The organism is Enterococcus sp. 7F3_DIV0205, assembly GCF_002141365.2.
Taxonomy (GTDB): domain Bacteria; phylum Bacillota; class Bacilli; order Lactobacillales; family Enterococcaceae; genus Enterococcus_L; species Enterococcus_L palustris.
The window spans coordinates 257,765-276,032 of the sequence record NZ_CP147244.1; the positions used below are offsets into that span (position 1 = coordinate 257,765).

Annotated in this window: 18 protein-coding genes and 1 other annotated feature; all 18 genes read left to right on the plus strand. The window is 37.3% G+C overall.

Going from position 1 to position 18,268, the window contains the following annotated elements; translation table 11 throughout:
• The first annotated feature begins 80 nt into the window (after positions 1–80).
• The 18 genes from A5821_RS01205 (at position 81) to sufU (ending at position 18,238) form a co-directional block, all read left to right on the plus strand.
• Entirely contained in the window at positions 81–488 is a 408-nt protein-coding gene (locus A5821_RS01205; protein ID WP_086312616.1) for a tail assembly chaperone, read from the plus strand.
• Positions 489–562: 74 nt separating this feature from the next.
• Positions 563–847 carry a hypothetical protein gene (locus tag A5821_RS01210; RefSeq protein WP_139844034.1) on the plus strand — a complete coding sequence of 95 codons (285 nt, stop codon included), beginning with the start codon at positions 563–565 and terminating at the stop codon, positions 845–847.
• Positions 847–3,774, plus strand: a complete 2,928-nt coding sequence (locus tag A5821_RS01215; RefSeq protein WP_086312621.1) for a hypothetical protein — start codon at positions 847–849, stop codon at positions 3,772–3,774. Before A5821_RS01210 ends, A5821_RS01215 begins: the two co-directional genes overlap by 1 nt.
• A complete protein-coding gene (locus tag A5821_RS01220; protein WP_086312623.1) occupies positions 3,774–4,493 on the plus strand; it encodes a hypothetical protein in 720 nt (239 codons plus the stop codon). The genes A5821_RS01215 and A5821_RS01220 overlap by 1 nt, the downstream gene beginning before the upstream one ends.
• Positions 4,493–5,905 carry a phage tail protein gene (locus A5821_RS01225; protein ID WP_086312625.1) on the plus strand — a complete coding sequence of 471 codons (1,413 nt, stop codon included), beginning with the start codon at positions 4,493–4,495 and terminating at the stop codon, positions 5,903–5,905. The genes A5821_RS01220 and A5821_RS01225 overlap by 1 nt, the downstream gene beginning before the upstream one ends.
• A 9-nt stretch (positions 5,906–5,914) precedes the next feature.
• A complete protein-coding gene (locus A5821_RS01230; RefSeq protein WP_249921812.1) occupies positions 5,915–6,646 on the plus strand; it encodes a hypothetical protein in 732 nt (243 codons plus the stop codon).
• Positions 6,647–6,661: 15 nt separating this feature from the next.
• The gene (locus A5821_RS01235) at positions 6,662–7,273 is read left to right on the plus strand and encodes a hypothetical protein (RefSeq protein ID WP_086312627.1); all 612 of its coding nucleotides are present in this window, start codon (positions 6,662–6,664) and stop codon (positions 7,271–7,273) included.
• A 203-nt stretch (positions 7,274–7,476) separates the two neighbouring features.
• A complete protein-coding gene (locus A5821_RS01240; protein ID WP_086312629.1) occupies positions 7,477–8,661 on the plus strand; it encodes an FtsW/RodA/SpoVE family cell cycle protein in 1,185 nt (394 codons plus the stop codon).
• A gap of 18 nt (positions 8,662–8,679) precedes the next feature.
• Positions 8,680–9,036 carry an arsenate reductase family protein gene (locus tag A5821_RS01245; RefSeq protein ID WP_086312631.1) on the plus strand — a complete coding sequence of 119 codons (357 nt, stop codon included), beginning with the start codon at positions 8,680–8,682 and terminating at the stop codon, positions 9,034–9,036.
• Positions 9,033–9,371 (plus strand): glycine cleavage system protein H, encoded by a 339-nt coding sequence (locus A5821_RS01250; RefSeq protein ID WP_283936099.1) that lies wholly within the window; start codon positions 9,033–9,035, stop codon positions 9,369–9,371. The genes A5821_RS01245 and A5821_RS01250 overlap by 4 nt, the downstream gene beginning before the upstream one ends.
• A 48-nt stretch (positions 9,372–9,419) precedes the next feature.
• Positions 9,420–9,664: a binding site (T-box leader), on the plus strand.
• Positions 9,665–9,922: 258 nt separating this feature from the next.
• A complete protein-coding gene (locus A5821_RS01255; RefSeq protein ID WP_086312633.1) occupies positions 9,923–10,960 on the plus strand; it encodes a methionine ABC transporter ATP-binding protein in 1,038 nt (345 codons plus the stop codon).
• Positions 10,950–11,639 (plus strand): methionine ABC transporter permease, encoded by a 690-nt coding sequence (locus A5821_RS01260; RefSeq protein ID WP_086312635.1) that lies wholly within the window; start codon positions 10,950–10,952, stop codon positions 11,637–11,639. Before A5821_RS01255 ends, A5821_RS01260 begins: the two co-directional genes overlap by 11 nt.
• Positions 11,640–11,674: 35 nt before the next feature.
• Positions 11,675–12,526 (plus strand): MetQ/NlpA family ABC transporter substrate-binding protein, encoded by an 852-nt coding sequence (locus A5821_RS01265; protein ID WP_086312637.1) that lies wholly within the window; start codon positions 11,675–11,677, stop codon positions 12,524–12,526.
• A 146-nt stretch (positions 12,527–12,672) separates the two neighbouring features.
• Positions 12,673–14,277 carry a TPM domain-containing protein gene (locus A5821_RS01270; protein WP_086312639.1) on the plus strand — a complete coding sequence of 535 codons (1,605 nt, stop codon included), beginning with the start codon at positions 12,673–12,675 and terminating at the stop codon, positions 14,275–14,277.
• A gap of 203 nt (positions 14,278–14,480) precedes the next feature.
• A complete protein-coding gene (sufC, locus tag A5821_RS01275) occupies positions 14,481–15,251 on the plus strand; it encodes a Fe-S cluster assembly ATPase SufC (RefSeq protein ID WP_069664030.1) in 771 nt (256 codons plus the stop codon).
• A 14-nt stretch (positions 15,252–15,265) separates the two neighbouring features.
• The gene (gene sufD, locus A5821_RS01280) at positions 15,266–16,552 is read left to right on the plus strand and encodes a Fe-S cluster assembly protein SufD (RefSeq protein ID WP_086312641.1); all 1,287 of its coding nucleotides are present in this window, start codon (positions 15,266–15,268) and stop codon (positions 16,550–16,552) included.
• A complete protein-coding gene (locus tag A5821_RS01285; RefSeq protein ID WP_086312643.1) occupies positions 16,549–17,784 on the plus strand; it encodes a cysteine desulfurase in 1,236 nt (411 codons plus the stop codon). Before sufD ends, A5821_RS01285 begins: the two co-directional genes overlap by 4 nt.
• Complete coding sequence (sufU, locus tag A5821_RS01290) at positions 17,771–18,238, plus strand: Fe-S cluster assembly sulfur transfer protein SufU (RefSeq protein WP_086312645.1); 468 nt, start codon at positions 17,771–17,773, stop codon at positions 18,236–18,238. The genes A5821_RS01285 and sufU overlap by 14 nt, the downstream gene beginning before the upstream one ends.
• Positions 18,239–18,268 lie beyond the last annotated feature (30 nt).

An 18,268-nucleotide genomic window follows, 5' to 3' on the forward strand; every position in this document is an offset into this window, starting at 1 on the left:
TTAATCAAACATGACGATGCAGAGACAAGACTCGATCAGTTTTGTCTCTCATTGTTAAAAAACTTATTGGAGGAATAACCATGGCTAAAAAAGCAACGAAAGCAGTAGTAACGATCGCAGATAAAAAATATCCTTTGATTTTTGGATTCAAATTTTTAAATGAAATCAATGCACTTCCAAAAGAGTCGGAGCAAGTAGATAATTTAACACTATTGATCGGTGGATTGATCGATGGTGATCCTAACGCATTAAAATCAGTTCTAATTGCAAGTTTAAGTACGTATGACGAGTTGGACGAACGTGACATCATTGAATACTTAGAAACGTCAGATGAGGTTGAAGTACTCTTTGAAAATTTTATCGAGTTCTTAACATCGGCGCCATTGTTGAAAAAACGAACGATGAAGATCAAAGCCACGATCGAACAAATGATGAAAACAGTCGAAGCACAAGCCAAAGCCGGTTTGGAGCAAGCTATGACGAAATAGTTCTTAGCTGTTTTCGTTATTTTCCAGATATAACATTAAAAGAAATCGAGCGAATGACTCCTTGGGAATATTCTTTGAGAACGAAAGCTCATTTACTGAATGAAAATGAAAAAGAACGAAGAGTATATGCGACCGCTTTTGCTAATCGTTTATTTAAGGCGGAGAAAAAGGGACGTTACGCTATAAAAGATGTAAAAAGTATTTATGATTACGAGAAAAATGAGCAAAGGATTTTAGCGGATTTTAAACAAAAAAGTATTCAAAAACAGGAGAGTACTGAAGATTTGTATGAAATGCGTAAACGTCTTTTACGAGCAAAAGAAGTAGTGGCAAAAAAGAACAAGGGAGGAGGTAAATAATGGAAAAAACAAACGAATTAAAAAGTTCGATTGTACAGACAACTCAATTTTTAGAAGCGTTTTCGACAACAGCAGAATTGGTTAGTCAGGTAAGTATTCAGTTAGGTAATGATATAGGAACGGTTGCAGGATCCATGGATTTGCTAGGTGCTTCAACTGGATTAGTATCGAATATTTTAAAAGAATATGGGGAATATAGCAAGACTTTTAATAATGTTAAAGATGATTTAGTAACGTTGAATCAAACTCTTGGTGGTGATTTTTTAAATAGTATTTCAACTACAGGAAATATGATATCAGAATTTTTCTCTACTATCGAATCAACTGCTAAAACAACAATGTCAAACTTTCGCTCAGCTATTGAAGAATCTGGCGGGGTCGCTCCTTTTTTTCAAGATAAAATCAGCGGAATGGTAACGAGTACAACCGAATTATTTAGTGGAATGGGGACTTCTGTCTCGGCTTCAATGAAAAATTTAAGTCAATCAGCCACGATCGGAATGAATGGCGTTAAGCTTTCAATTGCAAACGCAGGAGGAATTGTCCCTTTTTTTCAAAACCAAATTGCCAATATGGTGACTGGGGCAACCGGTGCATTTAAAGCACTTGGCGCTTTTCTGATAGGAAATCCAATCGGCGTTGGTCTGGCTTTAATTGTTGCAGCCGTTGCAGCTATGACTGTGGCTTGGAAATCAAATTTTAATAATATCCAAGGATTCGTATCTTCTGCATTTGGTGTTATCAAAGGATCGGTCACAAGTCTAGCACCCGTTTTTAATCAGTTACTGTCTGTTTTAAAACCAGTTGGCGCTTTTTTAATTGAAACGCTAGTCGTTGCTGCAGCAGCAGTAGTGGATGCGTTCAGATTTTTAGTGGTATCTGTTATGTCTGTTGTGAATGGGTTTATGACGTTGCTAACGTTAGGAAAAAGCGTCTGGAAACTTTTAACAGGTGATTTCAAAGGTGCTGATGAGGAATTTGGTAAAGTCAAAGATAGTATAAGTGGCATCGTCGATGATTTCAAAAATTTAGGCGAGAATTCAGCTGTTAAAGGTGTATTAACTGAGTCAACCAAAGAACTCGGTAAAGAAGCCGCAATCACAGGTGATAAAGTTAAAGAAATGGGCGAAGCTTATAAAAACAGCTTAGATGAAGCTGGGACTAGAATTGATAGCTTGAAATCTAAATATTCTGAAGTCGGACAAGCGGCAATCACTGCATTTTCGGGCGAAGGAATGGAGCAATCAACAGCTCGTTTTGAAGCAGCAGAACAAATCATGGGTCGACATGCAGATAGCATGAAATCAATTAAGGAAAAAGTTGGCGAAGAACTTGCAAAAGCGGATGAACTATCAGGTGAAAAACAAATTGCGGCACAAAGTAATGCCTATTCAATGATGATCACTCAAGCCAGTGTCGGCTCCAGTGAAATGTTGACCATCGCAAATGCGAACAAAGAAATGCTGCTAAACAATAAAACCTTAGAAGGTCAGGAGTTATCTGAAGAACAACGGAAAACATTACAAGATCAAAACAATGCTGTTCGCGAAGGTTTGATGGAACAACAACAATTGATCATAGAAGCGAGTCAAGAAAAACTAGCAACGGGTCAACAATTAAGTGAGGCGGAATTACAAGCAACAGTGAGTGCGACGCAAGCTCTATATCAAAATAGGAAAGATCAGATGGTCTCAAACGAAGAAGAAATTGCCTCTTTACAACAACAAATCAATGAAACATCTGATGGAGTCCAAAAAGCTAATCTAAATCAGCAACTAACAGCTCTCACTTTACACAACGAGCAAACCAAAGAGCAACAAACTCAAGCAGGTGCCGACATGTTAACAATGTTACAGCAAAATGAACAACTAAAAGCTGAAACAGTTTCCGATGGTCTAAAGGGCATGGGGGAATTGACGGGGCAAGAGCTAGCCAATATTGTAAGCAAATATGGTGAATCGAACAATAGTGTCAACGATCAAATGACAGTACTTGCTGGGATTTTACAAAGTAGAGGACTTGAAGCTACTGACAGTCTTGTAACAGCTTTACAAAGTGGTGATCTGACCCAAGTTGGGGCGCAATTAAGTGAAAATGCAATTGCTGGAATCAGTAGCTTGCCTGATGAATTGTTCTCGCAAGGAGATGTTGGTAAGAATAAACTGATTGAAGGATTGAAAGCTGGAGAGATAGATGCTAATGAGGTCGGAGCTTTATTGATTGGTTCTATGAATACAGGTTCGACATCTAAAATAGGAGACGTGCAAAACGGAAGTAAATTAATTTCAACAGCTGCCACGGATACTTTGAAACAAAGAGATTCTCAATTTAATGCGGCAGGTGGAAGTAATACAGGAGCCTATGCAGTGGGGGTTGTACAACATAAAGATCAAGCAGGAAGTGCTGGGCGCGAAATTGGACTAGCTGCTAGCAATGCTGCAAAATCAGTAGATTTTAATTCAGTAGGTTTAAACATGGCAACTGGGGTTGCTGCGGGAATAAATGAAGGAAAAGAATCAGCTGTTGAAGCAATGCGTCAATTGGTAAATGCAGTAAACGAAGAAGCAAAGAAAAAAGCCATAATCAAATCCCCTTCAAGACTCTTTAGAGATACTGTGGGTAAATTTATCGCGCAAGGTGTGGCAGTCGGCATCGAAGAAGATACAGATGTTGCAGTTGCAAGCGCTAGAAATATGGTCACTGAAATTCAAAATGCTGTATCAGATACCAATGCTAATACACCTACAGCAACAGTAAAAGTAGAACATGATGTGCAAAATAGTATGGTCAATCAAATGCATGAAATGATCGAAACCATCAAAAATATGAAAGTCGTCTTAGAAAGTGGTGCCTTGGTTGGCGGAATTGGTAATCAAATGGACGGCTTTTTAGGAAATCAAGCAGGCTTTGCGGGGAGGTATCGTTAATGGCAATTGAAATAAATGAATACATCGAAATGGGACGCTTCAATAGTAAAGAAGCGGGCTATTATGTTTTAGAACACGACGCCCCTAGTCCCGATGAGCAAGAAATTATCGAGAGCATTCCTTTTATGCAAGGTGTTTACGATTTTTCAAGATTATTAGGTGAACGAGTGTTTGATAATCGCAAACTCACAATAAAATTATATCGCCCGCAAACGGACTATGAAGAACGCAAACGATTAGAACAAGAAGCGAAAGAACAATTGATGTTAAACGAGATTACATCGATTACAGATTCATGGTTGGACGGTTGTCACTGGCTGGGAAAATGTACAAGTGTAAATGCAGATGATGATCAGGGGCGAAATGCACTGACTTTAATATTAACTTTTGATTGTTATCCATTTGCATTGAAAGATGCTGCCGGATATACTGACGAATTCGATGTAGATTATTTTGTCGACGGAGTAGATCAATGGACTGGATTTTTTGTGAAAGGTCAGCGGACTATTTTATTGATCAATGAAGGAGTCAACGCAACAAGCCCGATCATTACTGCAACAGGAAAAATGCAATTGATCATGGAAGATGGAGAATCACTAGAGATCCAAAAAGGGCAAAACCAAGATTTATTTTTTAAATTAAAAAGAGGAGAAAATCGCCTTACGATACTTGGAAATGGTCATATTCGTTTTATCACTGAAACTGAGGTGATGATGTAATGTATCGAGTAACGCTTTTCAAAGATGCTCAAGATAAAAAAGGTACAGTGGTACATGAGCCGGCGAATTTCGGAAACAAAGTGAATTCAGGTGATTTAGAACTTTCATTAGAAGGGTTGGGCATTAGTACATTTGAATTTTCAATCAATGTCAATAATCCTTTGTATCGAAAAGCGGAACCCATCGTCAATTTAGTCACGGTTTCTGATCGAAATGGTCAAGTATTCAAAGGAAGAATCGCAAAAATTTCCAATGTGATGAATAGCCAAGGTCATTTTATCGAAAAAATATTGTGCGAAGATCAAAAAGCTTTTTTATATGATAGTACGCAAAAATACATGGAATCTAAGGTGATGAGTGTCCGACAGTTTTTAGAAAAACTATTGAATGAACACAATGCTCAAGTAGAACCGTTTAAAAGAATCTATCTAGGAAATGTGACCGTGACAGAATCTGAGCAAGTTTATCGTGGTTCAGATTATGGAAAAACAGCGGAAGTAATCAAAAATCAGTTACTTGATCGCTTGGGTGGTTATTTGATTCTCAGAGAAAAAAATGGGCTATTGTATTTAGATTATTTAGTAGAGCATGGAAGAACTTCTACTACCCCTTTGCAAATTGCCCGTAATCTAAAAAGTGCTAGTCGAGAAATCGATATTTCTGAACTAGCTACAAGAATCGTGCCTGTCGGTAAAGATCTTGAAATGGATACGACAACAGATACACAAACGAATCAATTCCGACCTAAAACAACGATTGAAAGCGTGAATAATGGCAAAAACTTTTTAGAAGATGCCTCACTAGTGAAAAAATTTGGTGTGATTCAAACAACCGTCGAATTTCCTAATATAGCTGATAAACAAACCTTAAAACGCAGAGGACAAGAATATTTAAATAATCAGCGTTTGATGTTGATCACTTGGAGTGCAGAAGTGATTGAACTGGGCTTGTTAGATAAACGCTACGAGATCATCAAACTGGGAAATTCCTATCCAGTGTTCAATCCTTATTTGTACGAAAAAGAGACATTACAAGTAATTGAGAAAAAAATCGATATTTTGAATCCACAAAAAATCCGATTAACGATTGGCAGTGGGAAAAAGACGTTTTCACAATATCAGTTAGAGTATAAAGGGATGCGTGAAACATTAGAAACGGTCAAAAGCAATGTTGGAGCCAGCAATAGAACGATTGATAACTTAAAGGTACAAGCACAGTTGTTAGAAGAACAGACCTCTATGTTGCCGTTATTCGAGCAAAGCCTAAGCGAACAACAAGCTGGATTAAAAGAACAATCCACCACGCTTACTGAGCAAAAAGAACGGATTCAGATACAAGAAATAAAATTGACAGAACAACAAACGAAAATAGAAGAACTTTATACACTAGTAAAAGAATTACAGAAAAAGTAGGTGAAATAATTGTCAGAACAAAAATTTTATGACACACAACCCACAGGTGAAAATCACGAGGTCGACTACAAAGATCCTACGGATGTAGAAGAAATCGAAGAAGCCATTAAATTCGGTGTCATCGATCCATTAACGCAAAAATATGCATTGTGGGTTAGAACAAAAATGTGGCGTCGCCATGTAAGAGAAGCTATTGCTAGAATCTCAGAATACTCGAGTGTTTTATTCAACCGTATCAAAGAGATTGCTGAAAAGACAGAAAAAAGACAAACACAAGTGGAACAGCGACAAACGAAAATAGAAGATCAATTTAGAGAAGTTCAGCAAAATGCGACAGTTGATAGTGAACTGATCAACGCGAGAAGTAGTGAACTATATGGGAAATTTCCTGTGTTGGATGATAGGTTAGAAAACATTGAACAATTGCTTGTTAAGTTTTTACCAGTAGGTTTTGATGTAACGATTGGGCATGATCTAGGCGTACAGCCTGAAATCAATGTTCGAACATGGACACACGGAATCGGAATTATGAACTTAGGAACAGAGCCGACTGGACTTTTTGGAGGTTCAGCTAGTCAGTCGATTCCTTGTCAGATCACACATGTGGGAGCGAGTGAAAGTATTGTATCGTTGCCAGTTGAATATAAAACAGATGCAGAAATTGTAATGATCGATGAATTGAATTATCTGATTATTGATGAAGATAATCTACGTTCAATTATATTTGAATTGCGGAAATAAGAAGGAGGAAAAATGATGGAATTAGAAAAAATTTATAGAGGAATGGAAAATGGAGCGGAAACGATTCAAGGGAATTTTGAAAATACTGTGACAAAGACGAGTAATCAAGATATCTCAGGAACTAAAAACTTTTTAGAAGTTCCTTTATTAGCTGGGATGAAGTTATTAGATGAAGGCAATTTTCAGCTATCTATTGTAGATGGAAAGGAAGGACAACTATCAGGTACAGCTTTGAACGGGAAAATAGTTGGTTTTGGTAATACTGTTGGGAATCTTCTAGGATCATCTGGACAAATTCCAGTGACAGTGAACAAAACAACGCATGAAGCTGTTGTAAACAAAGATGGGTATTATGCAATTTTGATTCAATCTTGGTGTCAACCATCAGGAACTGTAGATGGTTTTTGGTACTATAATTTTGTTAAAAACGGTGTGAGAGCTGGCGGTGAAGATCGAATTGCAGGTTGGGGATCAAATGCTTGGAAGAATAGAAATGATGGTTTTGGAATCTATTGTGGTAGACTAAAAAAAGGAGACCGCTTAGGAGCAATTATTGAGACAAGTATTTCTGGACAGATAATTAGTTGTGGTCTAAAGACGGCTATTTTTATTAGATTGCAAGATTAGGGGCTACCAAATAAAACTTTATAAGTTAAAGAGAGTGAGATAATACTATTTTTTAATTATCTCACTCTCTTTAATTGGTAATTAAAAAGAGTCAAACTGACAAATTCCCTAAAGTTTTTCCAAAATCATCAAGTCTATACTTTCTTTTCTCCCTATAGAAAGTTATAATAAAAAGCGTATGATTTAAGGAAAAGGGATGACGAATGAATAAAAATAAATTAATGCGTAACTTAGATAATAGAATTGATTATGGCGTGATCTTACCTGTGTTTCTTCTTTCGATCATCGGTATATTGTCACTTTATGTTGCTTTAAGTAATGATCCAAACCGACCAGAAATCGGCAATATGCTGATGAAACAAGGACTATGGTATTTAGTCGGTGGCGTTAGTATCGTGATTGTTATGAATTTCAGCTCCAAGCTTCTCTGGCGGCTGACTCCAGTATTTTATGTGATCGGATTGATCATGATGGGGTTGCTTTTAAAATTCTATGACCCTTTTTTAGAATCACAAACAGGTTCTAAAAACTGGATCAGCATTGGCGGCACGACTTTTCAGCCTTCGGAATTAATGAAAGTAGCCTTTATCTTAATGTTGGCTTATGTAGTGACGATGCATAATGTTAAAAATGTCAACCGCACGATAAAATCTGATTTCTGGCTGATCGGTAAAATGTTATTGGTGACAATGCCGGTCATTATCCTGATTTTACTGCAGGATGACTTTGGAACAATGTTAGTTTTCTTAGCCATTTTTGGCGGCGTATTTTTAATGTCAGGAATTACATGGAAAATTATTTTACCAACATTTTTGGCGGCTTTATTACTAGGAGCTGGGACAATTTATTTGGTAACCACGACTACGGGACGTGAATTTCTTTATTCAGTTGGGTTTAAACCGTACCAATTTGATCGGATCGATCTATGGATAAATCCTTTCCATCATGATCCTGACCGGTCTTTCCAACCAGCGTTAGCGATAACCGCGATTGGTTCTGGTGGTTTACTTGGCAAAGGGTTTAATGTTAGTGATGTTTATGTCCCAGTCAGAGAGTCAGATATGATTTTCACCGTTGTGGGTGAGAACTTTGGCTTCATTGGCGGCTGCTTTATTATCTTGCTCTACTTTATTTTGATTTACCGCATGATTCGTGTTTGTTTTGAGACAAATAATGAATTCTATGCCTACATTGCAACTGGGATCATTATGATGATTTTATTCCACGTATTTGAAAATATTGGAGCGAATATTGGATTGCTCCCATTAACAGGGATTCCGTTACCGTTTATTAGCCAAGGTGGTTCCTCTATTTTAGGAAATATGTTAGGCGTGGGATTGATTATGTCGATGAAATATCAAAAAGAAGCTACGATCGAAAACTATTAAATGAAAGAAGGCGTTAAAATGTACACATTTTTCTGGTATCCGAAATGTTCGACTTGTAAGAAAGCAAAGGCTTGGTTAGATCAACATCAAGTGAAATACGAAACGATCGATATGATCGAAAACCCACCAACTGCAAAGCAATTAGCAAGTTGGATGGAACAAAGTGATTTACCAGTCCGTCGTTTCTTTAATACAAGCGGTATTCGTTATAGAGAACAAGGATTGAAAGACAAGGTCAATGACTTTTCGATCAAAGAAGCAAGTGAATTATTAGCGACTGATGGTATGTTGATCAAACGTCCGATTTTTGTTAAGGGAGATCAATTTTTAGCAAATGGATTTAAAGAATCTGATTATGAAGGAGCTATTAAATAATGGCTAAAGAGTTGAAAATAATCGATAATTTATGGGTTTTAAAGACAAGTGAAGGCTATAAAATCGGTTTAACGAATGAAGCACAAGAAGACTTAGGCAATATTACGTTTGCCACGATGCCAAAGGTCGGTCAATCGTTAAAAAAAGGTGATTCTTTGATCGAAGTAGAAGCTGAAAAAGCAGTCAGTGAATTTAGTTCGCCACTAAGTGGAACGGTTGCTGTGATCAATGAAGCTGCTGAACAAGATCCAAGTGTATTAGATGATGCAGATCAAACAAAAGCGTGGATTGCGATTTTGACAGATGTTGAGGAAGCAGAATTGGGTCAAGCGTAAAAATAATTGACAAGCCATTTAGATGTTGCTATAATTTCATCAATAAAAGTAAAAGCTTTGAAAAGAAGAGTACATGTCAAAAGTGTTTGAAGAGAGCCTTGTTTGCTGAAAATAGGCAACATGATTGAGATGGAAGATGGTCTTTGAGCGGGATAAGTGAGCGGAAGTGAACTTATTACGGGAGTGCCCGTTACAGCACGACAGTATGCGGATTCAAGTACTGTATAAGGCTATTATTGTGAAATGATAGTAAATCAAGGTGGTAACACGAAAGACAAGCTTTCGTCCTGATGTCAGATAAATGACTGGGACGGAGGCTTTTTATTGTGAATCACTATGACTGGCTTTGCCAGAGTAGATGATGAACAATACTTGGCGAACGAAGTGAGAGAAGTTTCATTTCTACCAAATCATAATCCAAGCCAAAATCCGAAATAGGCGGGCTAGGTCATAAAAACAAGAAAATTGATTTGTCACTTATTTCACTACACAACACAAAGCATGTAGTATAATAAAAAAGAAGCAAAACCAAAGAAAGTGGAGGGGAAAAAATGCCTCTAATCGAATTGCAACACGTACAAAAACAATTTTCAGGTAAATCTGGACAAGTAACAGCTGTAAGTGACGTGTCACTAACAGTCGATCAAGGAGATATTTATGGTATCGTTGGTTATTCTGGTGCTGGTAAAAGTACCTTAGTTCGTTTGTTAAACGGTCTAGAACTACCAACAGAAGGGGAAGTAATTATTCAGGGACAAAATGTGGCTCAAATGGCAAATCGTGAGCTACGCCAATTTCGTAAAAAAATCGGGATGATTTTCCAACATTTTAACCTACTTTGGTCAAGAACGATTTTAGAAAATATCATGTTGCCGTTAGAATTAGCAAATGTTCCAAAGAATGTGAGAAAAGAAAGAGCCCAAGAACTTTTGAATTTAGTTGGTTTAGAAGGTCGCGGAGATGCTTATCCAAGTCAGTTGTCTGGTGGACAAAAGCAACGTGTGGGCATTGCCAGAGCGTTAGCCAATAATCCAGAAATCCTTTTATGTGATGAAGCAACAAGCGCATTAGACCCGCAAACAACTGATGAAGTGTTAGATCTTCTACTTGAAATCAATAAAACATTAAACTTAACGATCGTATTGATCACACATGAGATGCACGTTATTCGCAAAATTTGTAATAAAGTTGCGGTAATGGAATTAGGGCAAATCGTAGAAGAAGGCGATGTGTTAGAAGTCTTTAGACATCCTAAACAAGCTGTTACAAAACGTTTTGTCCAACAAGAATTAGAACCTAAAGAAGATACAGAAGAGTTATTAGAAGAATTGATCAAAGAAAATCCAGCAGGACTTGTTGCAACCTTGCAATTTAGTGGCGATAATGCCAATGAGCCTGTGATCTCCCAAGCAATCCGTAAGTTTGCTGTAGATATCAATGTTGTTCAAGGACAAGTTCAGCAAGCTAAAGAAGGCGCATTTGGAACATTGACCGTGATGATTACTGGAACGACAAGTGAAGTCGAAAAAACTTTGACGTTCTTTAAAGAAAAGGAAGTTGGTTTGGAGGTGATTCACCATGGCGAATGAAACATTTGCAGAAAAATATTTAAATTTTAGCCGAGTGAATCCAGAATCAATGCAACAAGCGGCGATCGATACATTATTTATGACGGCCGTTGCGATGATTTTTGTTATTATTATTGGTTTTTTATTAGGATTGTTACTTTATAGCTTGAGCCGTAACAAATCACCTTATGCTAAGATTTGTTACAGTATTCTATCAGTAGTCAGCAATATTTTCCGCTCCATTCCTTATATTGTATTGATTATCTTGTTGATGGATTTTTCCAGAAAATTAGTTGGGACTGGTATTGGAGCAAAAGCAGCGATTCCATCGTTGATTGTGTCAGCTGCACCATTTTATGCTCGTTTAGTAGAAATCGCGTTTCGTGAAGTTGATAGCGGGGTCTTAGAAGCAGCAGATGCAATGGGCGCTTCTAGAATTCAAAAAATCTTTAAAGTCTTGATTCCAGAAAGTACGCCAGCGTTACTATCTGGTGTTACACTAACAACGATCACCATGATCGGTTTTACTGCAATGGCAGGAATCATTGGTGGTGGCGGACTTGGTGGTTTAGCTTATCAAGAAGGATTTAGCCGCAACAATAATACAGTTACATTAGTCGCAACAGTCTTGATCTTGGTTATTGTGTTTATTATTCAGTTTGTCGGCGATCAATTAGTGAAACGTTCTGACAAACGATAAACAATCAAAATAGAAAATAATTGGAGGAAATAAATATGAAAAAGAAATTATTCGGTTTAGCAGCATTAGCAGTTGTGACGTTTGGATTAGTCGCTTGTGGAGGAGCAAAAGACAAAACAGATGATAGTAAGTCAGCGGGATCTGAAAAAGAATCATCCGTTTTAAAAGTCGGTGCATCTGCTTCACCACATGCTGAAATCTTAGAACAAGTAAAACCAATTCTGAAAAAAGAAGGCATTGATTTAGAAATCGTTCAATTTGATGATTACATTTTACCAAATAAAAACTTGGCAGAAGGCGATATCGATGCGAATTACTTCCAACATATTCCATACTTCAATTTACAAGTCAAAGAAAACAATTATGATTTCGCAAATGCTGGCGGGATTCATATCGAGCCAATGGGCTTATACTCAAAACGAATCAAAGATATCAAGGACTTAAAAGATGGCGCAACGGTCATTACATCAAACTCTGAATCTGACTGGGGTCGTATTATTACGATTTTACAAGATGCGGATTTAGTAACAGTGAAAGATGGTGTCGATTTAGAAACAGCGACATTTGAAGATATCGACAAGAACCCTAAAAACTTGAAGTTTATCCATAATATCAATCCAGAAGTTCTAACAACAACGTATAATAACGACGAAGCAGATCTTGTAGCGATCAATGCAAACTTTGCTTATGGTACTGGCTTGAATCCTTTGAAAGATTCAGTTTTACTTGAAAAAGATAATTCCCCATATGTAAACATCGTAGCGGTTCGTTCTGAGGATAAAGATAGTGATAAAATCAAAAAATTAGTTGATGCATTACACAGCAAAGAAATCCAAGATTGGATCCTTGAAAAATGGGATGGATCAGTTAAACCAGTTGATAAATAATAACGAAAGACAGAAAAATCTTAATTGATTTTTCTGTCTTTTTTACGCTCTTTGTCTAATTTTCTTTTTCAATTTGAAGTTTATAAAAGCTTATGGAATAATTAAATGATAGGAGTTTAAAATAAAAAGGTATTGGAGTTTAAGGGATGAAGAATAACCATAAGTATAAACAAGTCAAAATGATTAAAAGATTTATATTTTTACTGATTTCATTAGGTATTGTTGCATTATATTTTGGGGAAGATGTTGTAGGGGAACGTGTTTATGTTGATGATGAGGCGCAAGTTTTATCCGAACAAACCAAAGAGTTGATTATTCGTGCCAATGAGCAAGACTTTCAACAACTGACCGGTAGTCCACAATTTGTTGTAAAAACAATAAAACATTTACCAAAAAATCAATCCATCGAGTCATACGCAGTTGAATCATTTGAAGCATTGGGTATAGGGACTAAGGAACTGGATAATGGTTTTTTATTTGTTATTGCGCTTGAGGATCGAAAATATCGATTAGAAGTAGGCTATGGCGTAGAGGAAATTATAACAGACAGTATGAAAAGAGAAATCATTCCTCTAGAGATAGAAGAACTTTTCAGAGCAGAAAACTATGATGAAGGAATTCAAAAAATCAGCCAAAATATAATTACTACAGTGAAACAAAGATATGGGCATTATGATCTTTCTAAGCAAGAGGTAACAAAAGCAAATGAATACAATAGTACTTATCAAGAGCCAAAGAAGGATTTATTCGATTATGTTGCGATAATCTTGAAATGGGGATTTTATGTCATTATTTTAATTATAATATTGATTATAATTTATGCAGGATCCGTTTATTTGATAAGAAGTGATGCTAAAAATAGCTTGCTAATGGCTCCGATACGTAATAAAAAAATTTTTATCGTGAGTAAAACAAAAAAAGTATCAATTTTAGAAAAGATCGACGGTAGTTATTTAGTCCCAATGTTTTTTGCTCATTTTAATAAATATGAACGAATACAAAAGAAAATAGCTGAATGTTTATTTGAAGACGTTATAATCGAGCTGGCAAGAAATACTGGCAAAGGCAAACTAGAACAAATGCCAGAAAAAAATAGACAAACTTATTGTGAAATGTGTATAGAACTTGCCGCCCCATTTTGGTCGGATTATTATCTGAAGACAAAGGAGATTTTAGTGGATCAAACGCATTTGGAACAGGCAAATGAGAAACTTAAAAGTTGCTTGATGGAAAATTATAAGCAGATGCAGCAACTATTGGATAGCTTTTTATTGGCGCGTAAGAATTTTCTTGAAACTAAAAATCTTGTTCAAACATTCGTTAAGACACAAACGTTAAAAAAACCTAAACAAGAATCATTATTAATCATGCTGACGACTTATTTTTTATTGTTAAATGAAAACACATTAGCACTAGATTTTTCTGAAAAATCAACACAAAGATTGTCGGAAAAAATGCCTAAAGCTTATAAAAAAGCAAAGAAGAAAATTAAAAATATTGATGTTTCATACTATAGAGAAGCAAGTAAAGATATTCATGATATGCTTTTTATCACAGAACTTCCGGGGATTGATTTATCAAACTATAAGTATATTAAGCGTTTAAGTGTCATTTCATACATTGATTTTAGTAATTTATCATTGAGTGGCGGCTCAGATTCTTATCATAATAGTTCAAGTTCTAGTTCCAGTGGTGATTCTCCTGGTGGCGGCGGTTCATCAGGAGGAGGTGGCTTTTCTGGTGGTTGGTAGTCGAAGCTTGCAAAAAAGTTACGCCTATAATTATATTAATAACGATAACCATTTTAGAAAGATTCTAATTAAGTCCATTTTTTCACAAAGAAAACCTAGATTAAACAAGAATTATTCTAGTAAAGAGATTGCTTATCATTCTCAATTAGGATAAAATGAATGAGAACGATAAAATAATTATTTTAAGTTGGAGGGAATTGTACATGTCCGTTTTAGAAATTAAAAATTTACACGTATCAATCGAAGATAAAAAGATTTTAAAAGGGGTTAACCTGACAATGAAAACAGGTGAAATCCACGCAATCATGGGGCCTAACGGAACAGGTAAATCAACCTTATCTGCGGCGATCATGGGAAATCCTAATTACGAAGTCACAGAAGGCGAAATCTTGTTTGACGGAGAAAATGTATTAGAACTTGAAGTGGACGAACGTGCCCGTTTAGGTTTATTCCTTGCCATGCAATATCCAAGTGAAATTCCAGGAATCACCAATGCTGAATTCATGCGTGCGGCAATCAATGCCAAACGTGATGAAGACGACAAAATTTCAGTCATGGAATTCATCAAAAAATTAGATAAAAAAATGGAACTTTTAAATATGCCAGAAGAAATGGCTGAACGTTACTTAAACGAAGGCTTCTCTGGTGGAGAAAAGAAACGGAACGAAATCCTACAATTATTGATGTTGGAACCAACATTTGCCATTTTAGATGAAATCGATTCTGGTTTAGATATCGATGCGTTGAAAGTCGTATCAAAAGGCGTAAACGAAATGCGCGGTGAAAACTTTGGCGCGTTGATCATCACTCACTATCAACGTCTATTGAACTACATCACACCGGATGTGGTGCATATCATGATGGAAGGCCGTGTGGTTAAAACTGGCGGTGCAGAACTTGCAAAACGTTTGGAAGCAGAAGGATATGCTGGCATCAGCCAAGAATTAGGTATCGAATACAAAGAAGAAGCATAAGGAGGACAAGATAAATGAAGGAAATAACAACAGCGAATTATCTTGACGACGTTAAAGCTTTTTCAGCCCGTAACGAAGAACCTACTTGGATGACCGACTTACGTGTAGCGGCTTTAGAAAAAGCTGAAAACTTAGAATTACCAAAGATCGAACGTGTGAAATTTCACCGTTGGCCTTTGTTTAATGTGAATACTGAAGAGTATGCACCTGAAACAATGAACATCCCAAGCTTTGACGCAATGAAAGACAACCCAGTAATCGTGCAACAAGGGTCGATTACAGCGTTTGAACAACTTTCAGCAAAATTAGCCGATCAAGGGGTAATTTTCACGGATATGTTCACAGCACTACAAGAACATGGTGATTTAGTCAAAGAATACTATATGAACAAAGCGGTTGAAATGGATGAAGATAAATTAACAGCTTTCCATACAACTTTTATGAATAGCGGTGTATTCTTATATGTACCGAAAAATGTTGTCATCGAAGAACCGATCGAAGCAATCTTTATTCAAGATTCAGCGAGTGAAGAATCGTTCTTCAAACATGTTTTGATCGTAGCGGACGAACATAGTGAGTTTAGCTATTTAGAACGATTCCAAACTATTGGAGATCAAAAAGTCAAAGTGTCTGCGAATATCGTGGTTGAAGTGATTGCCAAAGCTGGTGCAAAAGTGAAATATTCTGCTGTAGACCAATTAGGCGAAAACGTTTCAACCTATATGAACCGTCGTGGACATATCATGCGTGATGCCTCTGTTGATTGGGCGTTAGGCGTGATGAATGACGGTGACGTGGTTGCCGATTTTGATTCTGATTTAGTAGGTGAAGGCTCTCATTCAGAAGTGAAAGTTGTGGCAATCAGTGCTGGCAAACAAACTCAAGGAATCGATACTCGTGTGACGAATAAAGCGTCTCACTCTGTGGGGCATATTCTACAACATGGTGTTATTCGTGAACGTGGTACTTTAACATTTAACGGAATCGGTCACATCTTAAAAGGAGCTAAAGGGGCAGATGCCCAACAAGAAAGTCGTGTCTTAATGCTTTCTGATAAAGCCCGTGGCGATGCCAACCCAATTCTATTGATCGATGAAAATGAAGTAACTGCAGGACACGCAGCCAGCGTTGGTCGTGTTGATCCAGAAGAAATGTACTACTTAATGAGCCGTGGTTTACGTAAAGATGATGCGGAACGTTTGGTTATTCGTGGCTTCTTAGGTTCAGTGATTACAGCGATTCCTGTTAAGGATGTTCAAAAAGAATTTGTAGACGTAATCGAAGGGAAGTTGAATGCATGATAAACGCAGATAAGATTCGGCAGCAGTTTCCCATCTTGTTTCAAGAAGTAAATGACGAGCCGCTTGTTTATCTGGATAATGCAGCAACAACTCAAAAACCGAAAGCAGTTTTGGATAGACTGACTTATTATTACGAACACGATAATGCTAATGTTCACCGTGGTGTGCATACGTTGGCAGAACGTGCGACCAAAGATTATGAAGCGGCTCGTGAAAAAGTTAGAGCCTTTATCAATGCCAAAGAAACAGCAGAAACGCTCTTTACCCGAGGCACAACGACGAGTTTAAACTGGGTTGCAAAAAGCTATGGTGATTTAGCCGTTGAAGCAGGAGATGAGATTGTGATTTCTTACATGGAACATCACTCTAATATCATTCCTTGGCAACAATTAGCAGAACGCAAAGGCGCAACCTTAAAATATATCGAGATCACAGCAGATGGCTTTTTAGATATGGAAAGTGCAAAAAAACAAATCACGGATAAAACCAAGATTGTTTCTATTGCTCACGTGTCTAACGTCTTAGGCGTGATCAATCCAGTGGCAGAGTTGGCAGAGTTAGCTCATAGTCACGGTGCTGTTTTAGTTGTCGATGGTGCTCAAGCGGTACCCCATATGTCAGTAGATGTTCAAGCAATCGATGCTGATTTTTACGCATTTAGTGGGCATAAGATGTGTGGTCCAACTGGAATTGGTGTATTATATGGAAAACGTGAATTACTAGATCAAATGGAACCCGTAGAATTTGGTGGTGAAATGATCGATTTCGTGAATTTGTATGATAGTACGTGGAAGGAACTACCTTGGAAATTTGAGGCAGGAACACCAAATATTGCTGGAGCTATCGCTTTAGGTGCGGCAATCGATTTTCTAATGGAAATTGGATTAGAAGAAATTCATCAACATGAAGCGGAATTAGTAGCTTATGTGTTGCCAAAACTATTGGCAATTGAAGGGCTGACAGTTTACGGACCGCAAGATCCAGACCATCATACAGGCGTTTTGGCGTTTAATTTAGATGGATTACACCCACATGACACCGCAACGGCGTTAGATATGGAAGGTGTGGCAGTTCGTGCAGGACATCATTGTGCGCAGCCATTATTGAAGTATTTAAATGTGCCAGCAACGGCTCGTGCGAGTTTCTACCTATACAATACCAAAGCAGATGCGGATCGATTGATCGAAGCAATTTTAGCGACAAAGGAGTTTTTCCAACATGGCTCTATCTAGATTAGATAATTTATACCGTCAAGTGATTTTGGATCATTCCAGCCATCCTCATCATCATGGAACATTGGCTGAATCAAGCAAAAAAATCGAAATGAATAACCCAACTTGCGGCGATGTGATCGAATTGCAAGTGGCTATTCAAGACAATGTTATTAAAGATATTGCCTTTAGCGGAAGTGGGTGTTCGATTAGTACAGCGAGTGCTAGTATGATGACAGATGCGGTGATTGGGAAGACATTAGCTGAAGCAGAACAGTTGGCTGAAGATTTTTCTCAGTTGGTGCAAGGAAATGGTGTACCAGAGGAAGAAAAATTAGGTGATGCAGCGATGCTTAGCGGCGTGGCAAAATTTCCCGCACGGATCAAATGTGCAACACTTGCTTGGAAAGCATTAGAACAAGCAGTTGAAAACGACGGACAAGGAACCGCAGGACAATTACACTGTGAAGAATAGAAAATTAGTGAGAAATCAAATAACTCGAAA

Coding starts and splice junctions, on each gene's coding strand:
- A5821_RS01205 (WP_086312616.1), top strand. CDS start 81: ATGGCTAAAAAAGCAACGAAAGCAGTAGTAACGATCGCAGATAAAAAA.
- A5821_RS01215 (WP_086312621.1), top strand. CDS start 847: ATGGAAAAAACAAACGAATTAAAAAGTTCGATTGTACAGACAACTCAA.
- A5821_RS01220 (WP_086312623.1), top strand. CDS start 3,774: ATGGCAATTGAAATAAATGAATACATCGAAATGGGACGCTTCAATAGT.
- A5821_RS01225 (WP_086312625.1), top strand. CDS start 4,493: ATGTATCGAGTAACGCTTTTCAAAGATGCTCAAGATAAAAAAGGTACA.
- A5821_RS01235 (WP_086312627.1), top strand. CDS start 6,662: ATGGAATTAGAAAAAATTTATAGAGGAATGGAAAATGGAGCGGAAACG.
- A5821_RS01240 (WP_086312629.1), top strand. CDS start 7,477: ATGAATAAAAATAAATTAATGCGTAACTTAGATAATAGAATTGATTAT.
- A5821_RS01245 (WP_086312631.1), top strand. CDS start 8,680: ATGTACACATTTTTCTGGTATCCGAAATGTTCGACTTGTAAGAAAGCA.
- A5821_RS01255 (WP_086312633.1), top strand. CDS start 9,923: ATGCCTCTAATCGAATTGCAACACGTACAAAAACAATTTTCAGGTAAA.
- A5821_RS01260 (WP_086312635.1), top strand. CDS start 10,950: ATGGCGAATGAAACATTTGCAGAAAAATATTTAAATTTTAGCCGAGTG.
- A5821_RS01265 (WP_086312637.1), top strand. CDS start 11,675: ATGAAAAAGAAATTATTCGGTTTAGCAGCATTAGCAGTTGTGACGTTT.
- A5821_RS01270 (WP_086312639.1), top strand. CDS start 12,673: ATGAAGAATAACCATAAGTATAAACAAGTCAAAATGATTAAAAGATTT.
- sufC (WP_069664030.1), top strand. CDS start 14,481: ATGTCCGTTTTAGAAATTAAAAATTTACACGTATCAATCGAAGATAAA.
- sufD (WP_086312641.1), top strand. CDS start 15,266: ATGAAGGAAATAACAACAGCGAATTATCTTGACGACGTTAAAGCTTTT.
- A5821_RS01285 (WP_086312643.1), top strand. CDS start 16,549: ATGATAAACGCAGATAAGATTCGGCAGCAGTTTCCCATCTTGTTTCAA.
- sufU (WP_086312645.1), top strand. CDS start 17,771: ATGGCTCTATCTAGATTAGATAATTTATACCGTCAAGTGATTTTGGAT.